Here is an 8,462-nt window from a genome sequence, read left to right on the forward strand (position 1 = left end):
CGAGTGTGGTGACAGGTCGTCACGGTGGCTCGGCGGTCGATGGTCGATGGTCCAGGGCAGCGGCGAAGCACGTCCGTGGCCACTGTCTAGCTCTCCGGGAAGGGCGAAGATGAAGGACTCGTCGGCGGTCCCGACGTTCCGGGAGCCGAGTTCGGCGAGCCGTTGGGACACGTCGACGGCGAGGACCAGGCCGGCGTCTTTGGCGAGTTTCCTCCCCACTTGCCGGCGATTCCACATGTCCGTAGCAGCAGGATGTGTTGGCGCTGCTCGGGAGTGGTGGTCATGTGGTCCTCCGGACGGCGGTGTACGCGAAGTCGCGCAGCAGGCGGGCGGATGTCGGTTCCAGTGGTGCGGCGCGTAGCTGGCTGAGGGCCTGTTCGTACCGTTCGGTGATCATGGTTTCGACCCGTTGGGCGGCGCCGGTGGCGGTGATGATGTTGCGGGCGGTGGCGGCCTGATCGTGGGTGAGGTCGCGGTGGCCGAGGAGGGGGCGGAGCTGGTCGATCTGGGTGCGGGTGGCGTGGCGCAGGGCGAGGGCGATGAGGACGGTGGCTTTGCCTTCGCGCAGGTCGTCGAGTGCGGGTTTGCCGGTGTGGGTGGGGTCGCCGAAGACGCCGAGGAGGTCGTCGCGGAGCTGGAAGGCTTCGCCGAGGGGGATGGCGAACGCGGACAGTGAGTCGAGCAGGCTCTGTTCGGCGCCGGCGAGGGCGGCGCCGATGTGCAGGGGGCGTTCGATGGTGTACTTGGCGGTCTTGTAGCGGCAGATCGCCAGCGCCCGGCTGACATCGACGCCGGGGGTGCCGGTGGCGGTGACATCGAGGTACTGGCCGTACATGACCTCGCTGCGCATGGCGTCGATGAGTGGGAGGACGTCGGACAGTTGCCGTTCACTCAGACCAGCGGTGTGCAGGAGTTCGTCGGACCAGACCAGTGCGAGGTCGCCGACGAGAACGGCGGCACTGTTGCCGAGGTGATCGGCGGCTGAGCCGGTGCGGCCGTGGGTGTGTTGTGCGGCAAGGGTTCGATGGATGGTGGGCTTTCCGCGGCGAGTGTCGGATCGGTCCATGAGGTCGTCGTGGATGAGGCAGAAGGCGTGGAACATCTCCAGCGCCGCTGCGGTCTGGACGACGGGCCGGGGGCGCTCCCGTCCTCCGGCGGCGGACCAGCCGGTGAGGCAGAGCAAGGGCCGGAGCCTTTTGCCGCCGGCGGCCAGGAAGCCTCGCAGGGCCGTGTTTGCCTCGGCGGGCATGTTCTGGGCCGCTGCTGCACGGGCCTTTGTGGTGAGGAAGTCATCGAGCAGACGGTCGACTTCGGCGCGGACGGGATCCGCATGGAGGGCCTGAGAATCGGCCGGCGTGGTGGTGGCGGTCATGAGGTGTTCCCGGCTGTCGTGGTCACAGATGGGCCGTGGTCGCCGAGTCCCTGGTCGGGCGCGTCGGTGAGGCGGAGGGCTTCGTCGAGGAGTGCCTCCACGATCTTGTGTTCGGGGACGGTGCGGATGACCTCGCCTTTGCGGAAGATCTGGCCTTTGCCGTTGCCGCAGGAGACGCCGAGGTCAGCCTCGCGTGCTTCGCCGGGGCCGTTGACGACGCACCCCATGACGGCGATCCGCAGGGGGTGGGGAAAGCCGTCGAAGGCGGCCTCTACCTTCAGGGCGAGGGTGTGGATGTCGACCTGGAGGCGTCCGCAGCCGGGGCAGGAGACGATCTCCAGTTTGCGGGGGCGCAGGCCGAGGGAGGAGAGGATGTGGCAGCCCGCCTTGACCTGTTCGGCCGGGGGTGCGGACAGGGAGACGCGGATGGTGTCGCCGATGCCCTCGGAGAGGAGGACGCCGAGGGCGACGGCGGATTTGATGGACCCCTGGAAGGCGGGTCCGGCTTCGGTGACGCCGAGGTGGAGGGGGTAGTCGCAGGCTCCGGCGAGGAGCCGGTTGGCCGCGATCATGGTGAGCGGGTCGTGGTGCTTGACCGCGATCTTCAGGTCGGTGAAGCCGTGTTCCTCGAAGAGGGAGCATTCCCACAGCGCGGACTCCACCAGAGCTTGGGGTGTGGCTCTGCCGTGCTTGGCCAGGAGCCGGGGGTCCAGAGAGCCGGCGTTGACCCCGATCCGGATGGGCACCCCCGCCGCCGAGGCCGCCTTCGCGATCTCGCTCACCCGGTCGTCGAACTTGCGGATGTTGCCGGGATTGACCCGTACGGCGGCGCAGCCGGCGTCGATGGCCGCGAAGACATAGCGGGGTTGGAAGTGGATGTCGGCGATCACCGGCAGCTTGGAGCGGGCGACGATACGAGGGAGGGCGTCGGCGTCGTCCTGGGAGGGGACGGCGACCCGGACGATGTCGCAGCCCGCTGCGGTGATCTCGGCGATCTGCTGGAGGGTGGCGTCGACGTCGGCGGTGAGCGTCGTGGTCATGGTCTGTACGGAGACCGGTGCGCCGCCGCCGACGACCACGCTCCCCACATGGATGGGGCGGGTACGGCGGCGCACCGGAGTCGTCGGGACCGTGGGCAGCCCCAGGTCAGTGGTGGTCATCACGCCCCCTGGACGTCGTCGCGAGGGTGGTGGCCGACCATGCGGACGGTGGTCGGCGGTCGGGGTGGGCGGCGAGAACTGCCGCGACGATGCCGGGTCCGTCGAGACCGGCCTCGGCGAGCAGCGCGGCGCGGGGGCCCTGCGGGACGAAGGCGGTGGGAAGTCCGAGGGTGATCACGGGGGTGGGGACGGCCAGGTCCTGGCACGCCTGCGCCAAGGCAGTGCCCATTCCACCGGTGCGGAGCGAGTCCTCGATGGTCACCACCAGCCGGTGGCGGGCGGCGTGTGCGGGCAGGGCCGCGTTCACGGGCAGGATCCAACGGGGGTCGGCGACGGTGACCCCCAGGCCCTGGTCCTCCAGGAGGACGGCTGCCTCCAGCGCCGCCGAGGCCAGCGGGCCCGCCGGGATGAGCAGCACGTCGAGTGGGCCGGAGCGGGTGCGATGCAGGATGTCCAGGCCGTCCATGCGGGCCAGTGACGGGATCGGAGGACCGGCGGTGGCCTTCGGTAGCCGCAGCACCGTCGGCCCGTCGTTCATGGCGACCGCCTCGCGGAGCTGCTCGGCCAACTGCACGGTGTCACGCGGTGCGGCGATCCGCAGGCCCGGCACCGCGGACAACATGCTCGGATCCCACACCCCGTGGTGGGAGGGCCCGTCCGGGCCGGTGATCCCGGCCCGGTCCAGAACGAACGTCACCGGCAGCCGGTGCAGCGCCACATCCATCAGCACCTGGTCCAACGCCCGGTTCAGGAACGTCGCGTAGATCGCCACCACGGGATGGAATCCGCCCATCGCCAGACCGGCGGCGGAGGTCACCGCGTGTTGCTCGGCTATCCCCACGTCGAAGACCCGGTCCGGAAGCTTCTCCTGCATGGGGTGCAGACCGGTCGGCCGCAGCATCGACGCGGTGATGGCGACCAGGTCGTCCCGTTCGGCGGCCAGCGTCGCCAGTTCGCCTCCGAACACACTCGTCCACGACTGCCCGGCGGGGATTTTGGACCGAGTGGTGGCCGGGTCCACCGCACCCACCGCGTGCAGACAATCCGCCTCGTCCCGCTCGGCCGGTTCGTAGCCCTTGCCCTTGGTCGTCACCGTGTGCACCACCACCGGACGGCCCAGGTCCTGTGCTCGGTGAAGCGTCTCCTCGATCGCACTCACGTCATGGCCATCTACCGGACCGAGGTAGGCGAACCCCAGCTCGATGAAGACGTTGCTTTCCGGTCGCGCCCCGTCGGCCTGCCTTCGGAGATCGCTCAGGTGGACGGCGAGGGCTCCCGTGGTGGGAGCGTAGGAGCGGCCGTTGTCGTTGAGGACCACGATCACCGGTCGCTCGGGGGCGGCACCCAGGTTGTTCAGCGCTTCCCAGGCCAAGCCGCCGGTCAGTGCGCCGTCACCGATGACCGCCACCACCGCCCGATCCCTGTCCGCCTCGGACGAGAGTCGGCGGGCCTTGGCCAGCCCGTCGGCGTAGGAGAGGGCTGTGGAGGCGTGTGAGTTCTCCACCAGATCGTGGACCGATTCGGTGCGGGACGGATACCCGGAGAGGCCGCCGTGCTGCCGCAGTCCGTCGAAGTCCCGGAAGCGGCCGGTCAACAGCTTGTGCACATATGCCTGATGGCCGATGTCGAAGATGATCGTGTCCCTGGGCGAGTCGAACACCCGGTGCAGGGCGAGAGTCAGTTCCACCACTCCCAGGTTCGGCCCCAGATGACCGCCGGTCGCGCATACCTTCTCCACCAGGAACGCCCTTATCTCCGCGGCCAGCTCGCCCAGGTGTTCCCTGGGTATGGCCCGCAGGGCCGCCGGAGTCTCGGCCTTCGCCAGCAGCGGGAAGCGGGTTGTGTACGTGCTGCTGTTACTCATCGGTTCTTCCTCACTGCGGCGGGAGGCGCGAAGTAGGTGTCCTCGGTCGTGGTGATCTGTTCCCGCACGGTGAGTGGGCCCAGCCCGGCCAGTGCCGAGAGGGTGTCCTGAACCAGTGCGGGCGGAGCGGATGCCCCGGCGCTGAGCCCGACCGTGGCCACGTCGCGCAGCCAGTCCGGTCGGATGCGGGAGCAGTCCTCGATCAGGTGGGCCGGGGTGCCCGCCTTACGGGCCAGCTCCACGAGCCGCACCGAGTTGGAGGAGTTCTCCGAGCCCAGGACCAGTACGAGGTCCGCCTGTGCGGTGACGGCCTGCAGGGCGTGTTGGCGGTTGGTGGTGGCGTAGCAGATGTCCTCGGAGCCTGGGCCGCGTGCTTGGGGGAAACGCTCCTTGAGCGCGGCGATCGTCTCGCGCGTCTCGTCAACGGCGAGCGTGGTCTGTGTCAGGTACGTGATCCTCGACGGGTCCGGCAGGTCCAGGTCGACGATGTCTCGCGCACTGTCGACGACCACGGTGGCGTCGGGGGCCTCACCGTAGGTGCCCTCGACCTCCTCGTGGCCTGCGTGCCCGATGAGCACGATGCTGTTGCCGCGCTCGGCGAAACGGCGCGCCTCCGCGTGGACCTTCGTCACCAACGGGCACGTCGCATCGACCACCTGAAGGCTCCTGCGCGCCGCCTCCGCACGGACCTGCGGGGACACGCCGTGGGCGGAGAACACCACCAGAGACCCTGTGGGAACCTCGTCCAGCTCCTCCACGAACACCGCACCGCGCTCCGTCAGATCGGCGATGACGTGGGTGTTGTGGACGATCTGCTTCCGCACGAACACCCGCCGGTCACCGGATCCATGCCGCTGTTCGAGAAGAGCGTCGACGACATCGATCGCGCGCTCCACCCCGGCACAGAACGATCGCGGGGACGCCAGCAGTACTGTCCTGGGACTCACAACAGCCGCCCATGAGGCCACAGCCGTCCCCGCAGCCGCCCGTGAGCCCGTGTCGGAAGCCATCACGGCAACACCAACGGAGCCCTCCAAGCCCAAGGCTCCCGCTGCTGGGTGATCGCTCGGGGCGGGGCAGGCGACAGCAGCCTGGAAAGCACTGTCCGATCCCTCCCGCAACAGGCGGACCGGACCGGTGACAACCGATGGGGCGGCGGAGCTGAGCGTCCCCGCGATCATCGGAGCGGCGGGGCAAGCCATGACGCGCCCGTCAGGCCAGAGGAGTTCTTCGGCCACCAACACATGACCGGCGGGCAGTGGCACCGCAGGGGCGGCTTCATACCAGCGTACGGACGAACACGACACGCCTCTCCACCTCGTTTTCGTAAGTGAGACCGGCATCGGAGGGCCACATCCTGGGTCAGCGTTACGGGAACAGGGGCCGATCCAGTGGTGTACCGGGATTTGGCGACCTACCCGGGCGGGTACCTCACTTGCAGTACATCCTCCGAAAATTCTCCTGTGTAGGGGGGTCGAGGCGCGTAAGTGTTGCGTGTGCCGCATCCTTGCGCCCTTGTGAACGTGGTGTGCAGCAGGATCATTTCTGTCCAGGGTGGGAACGGAGGAGTGATGCCCTCTCAGCAACCGAACGCACAACTTGCGCGGCTTCTCATGGAGGCGGATTGGAGCGCGGCCCTGCTCGCCCACGCCGTCTCCTCGGTCGCCTCCGAACGTGGTCACGACCTGACGGTGAACCGGTCGACAGCGACCCGCTGGCTCTCGGGGACCCGCCCCCGTCCGCCCGCGCCCACCTACATCCTGGAGGCGCTCTCCCGGCGCCTGGGCAGACCTCTGGCCGCCGCCGACGCCGGTCTGACCCGTACCCCTGGCCGTATACCGGCCTGGTCCTGGACGGCGAACCCCGTGGACCATCTGGCCAGGCTCACCCACAGCCAGCTCGACCCCAGCAGGGGAGAGCCGTTGGGCGTCGATGTCTACAGCCTCGGGGCGCTCTCGATCCCGAACTGGGAAGACCTACGCGCGCAGACCGCAGCCCGTCGCACCAGAGTCCTGGCCGGACACCGCGCGGGCCACGCCGAAGTCGAGGCGCTGAAGCGCATGACCATCTTCTTCGCGGCTTCGACCGGCACCTTCGGCGGCGGGCACGCCCGCACCGCGCTCACCACCTACCTCGCCAACGACCTCGCCCCCTGGCTCCTCTCCAGTGCCAGCGAGCAGGTACAACGGCAACTCCTCACCCACACCGCCCAGCTCACCATCCTCCTGGGCAACATGTGCGCCGACGACAACGACAACGTCCTGGCCCAGCACTACCACCGCACAGCCGCCCACCTGGCCGCCCAGGCCGAAGACCCCCACACCCACACCATCGCGATCCGCGCGCTCGCCTCCCAGGCCCTGGAAATCGGCCACCGGCGGCCTTCCCTTGCCCTGACCGAACACGCGGCTGCCACCGCGAAGCGTCACTCATCGCCCCTGACTCAGTCCTTCACCCAGTCCCAACTGGCCCTCGCCCACGCGCGGGCCAACGACCGCCCCCGCGCTCTCCTCGCCCTGCACAACGCGGAAGCCCTCCACAGCCACGCGGACCAGAACCTCACCGACCCCTTCGACAACTACCCGACCGCAGCCCTGCACTACCAACGCGCCCGCACCCTGACCGCACTCAAAGACCACCCGGCAGCCGCCCGCGCCTACAGCGCCTCCCTGCGCGCCCGCGCCCCACAGGCACGCCGCGCCAGGGCACTGACCACCGCACTCCTGGCCGAATCACAACTGTTCCAAGGCAACCTCGAAGAATCCCTCACCACCTGGAAACGCTTCCTTACCGACTACCCCGGTCTGCGCTCAACCCGCGCCACCGCCTCCCTCACCACCATGCGCCAGGTACTGCGCCCCTACAGCACGCACCCCGACGTGGCACTCCTGACAGAGGAAGCCGCAACCTTGTAAGCCACACCTCACACCACCTCACACTGCAGGCGGGCAACACCCGACGCGTCGGCAGCAGCGCGCGACGACAAGCGGGCACCGGCTCCACTTCGGTCCGCGCTCGCCAGGATGCTGCCCTTGCCCATCAGATGGAGCCTCGGCTGGTGAACTGCTCGGCCATGCCCTCGGACGCGCCTGCGTCGGACGGGACAAGGTCCACCTGGTCCCGAGGGCCGTTGTCGGCTCCGGCACGACACGACGCGTGAACGCCTCAGGTGGACCGGGGATAGCGAGGTCGACCGGGAATAGCACCCGCGTCGAGCGCACCGGAGCTTGCTCACTTCTCTGAGTCCGGAGAGGGATTGGTGATACCCCACACGGTGACAGACCGGGTGAGCGGATCTGCTGTCACATCCAAGCCGCAGACGCTCAAGATCTGGGCCAAGGCATTTTCCATCGCTTGGAACGCGGTAGCTATCAGACGCCAGCTGTGATGATCGATGGATTTGTCCTGCGCCTCGTCGAGCAACTCCTCCGCGACGCACCAGCTGACCATTACGTGGGCAGAACAGTCCGGGGCCGGGCCGAACTGTTCCGGCCGTACTCCCGGGCCAAACGTCTCGCTGGCCAGGGGGAGGCCCGCCGCCCGCACGGCCAGACAAATACGGGCTACCACCTCTTCCCAGAGCCCTGGAAAAGTCTCCACGTCCCTGGTTCCATCACTCACTCTCCTAGCATGCCCCTCGCCAAAGCAGGTTGGTAGGAGCTGAACAGCATGAGCGACAGGTGCAGTCAGTCCCTGTCAGCTTTCGTCTCTCGCCCGGCACCGGGCTGATACAGATACCCATCATTGCTAGCCCTCCTGCACAAGGGATGATGACGGGCTGTGGGACCGTCAACAGATCCCAGCTGCGGTGGGGGTCAGAAGAGAGCGGCCTCCATGGGTCAGCCGTCGTCACTGAAGTGAAGAGTGATCCGGTGGGGATGCTGCAAGTCGCCGGCGTACTCCCGTTCTCCCGGCACGCCGGCAGTTATCTGCAGTCGCGCGTCTCTTTTCGGTTGGCCAAGTTCAGCGTGCTAGGAGCTGTTCGAGGTTCGGATCTTCGTGACGCTCGCTGATGGGTTCGGTGGGGCTGGTAGAACTCGGGTGTGGCGCGTTTCGATGTGACGGA

General features: G+C 68.3%; 6 protein-coding genes. 1 reads left to right on the forward strand and 5 read right to left on the reverse strand.

Annotated elements, in window-relative coordinates:
- Positions 1-280: 280 nt before the first annotated feature.
- From ACFXJL_RS31755 to ispH, 4 genes are read right to left on the reverse strand one after another with little or no spacing between them, the layout of a single operon-like run.
- Positions 281-1,372 carry a polyprenyl synthetase family protein gene (locus tag ACFXJL_RS31755; protein WP_384698212.1) on the reverse strand — a complete coding sequence of 364 codons (1,092 nt, stop codon included), beginning with the start codon at positions 1,370-1,372 and terminating at the stop codon, positions 281-283.
- The gene (ispG, locus tag ACFXJL_RS31760) at positions 1,369-2,532 is read right to left on the reverse strand and encodes a flavodoxin-dependent (E)-4-hydroxy-3-methylbut-2-enyl-diphosphate synthase (protein ID WP_384698215.1); all 1,164 of its coding nucleotides are present in this window, start codon (positions 2,530-2,532) and stop codon (positions 1,369-1,371) included. Before ispG ends, ACFXJL_RS31755 begins: the two co-directional genes overlap by 4 nt.
- The gene (locus tag ACFXJL_RS31765) at positions 2,519-4,396 is read right to left on the reverse strand and encodes a 1-deoxy-D-xylulose-5-phosphate synthase (protein ID WP_384698218.1); all 1,878 of its coding nucleotides are present in this window, start codon (positions 4,394-4,396) and stop codon (positions 2,519-2,521) included. The genes ispG and ACFXJL_RS31765 overlap by 14 nt, the downstream gene beginning before the upstream one ends.
- Positions 4,393-5,343, reverse strand: a complete 951-nt coding sequence (gene ispH, locus ACFXJL_RS31770; protein ID WP_384698221.1) for a 4-hydroxy-3-methylbut-2-enyl diphosphate reductase — start codon at positions 5,341-5,343, stop codon at positions 4,393-4,395. Before ispH ends, ACFXJL_RS31765 begins: the two co-directional genes overlap by 4 nt.
- Before the next feature lie 624 nt (positions 5,344-5,967).
- Here ispH and ACFXJL_RS31775 point away from each other — a divergent pair.
- Entirely contained in the window at positions 5,968-7,311 is a 1,344-nt protein-coding gene (locus ACFXJL_RS31775; protein WP_384698224.1) for a hypothetical protein, read from the forward strand.
- A gap of 316 nt (positions 7,312-7,627) precedes the next feature.
- Here ACFXJL_RS31775 and ACFXJL_RS31780 read toward each other — a convergent pair whose 3' ends face one another.
- Positions 7,628-7,996: a hypothetical protein gene (locus tag ACFXJL_RS31780; protein WP_384698226.1), complete on the reverse strand. Its 369-nt coding sequence runs from the start codon at positions 7,994-7,996 to the stop codon at positions 7,628-7,630.
- Positions 7,997-8,462 lie beyond the last annotated feature (466 nt).

Source organism: Streptomyces sp. NPDC059256 (genome assembly GCF_042753785.1).
In the GTDB taxonomy this organism is placed as follows: domain Bacteria; phylum Actinomycetota; class Actinomycetes; order Streptomycetales; family Streptomycetaceae; genus Streptomyces.

Coding starts and splice junctions, on each gene's coding strand:
- ACFXJL_RS31755 (WP_384698212.1), bottom strand. CDS start 1,372: ATGACCGCCACCACCACGCCGGCCGATTCTCAGGCCCTCCATGCGGAT.
- ispG (WP_384698215.1), bottom strand. CDS start 2,532: ATGACCACCACTGACCTGGGGCTGCCCACGGTCCCGACGACTCCGGTG.
- ACFXJL_RS31765 (WP_384698218.1), bottom strand. CDS start 4,396: ATGAGTAACAGCAGCACGTACACAACCCGCTTCCCGCTGCTGGCGAAG.
- ACFXJL_RS31775 (WP_384698224.1), top strand. CDS start 5,968: ATGCCCTCTCAGCAACCGAACGCACAACTTGCGCGGCTTCTCATGGAG.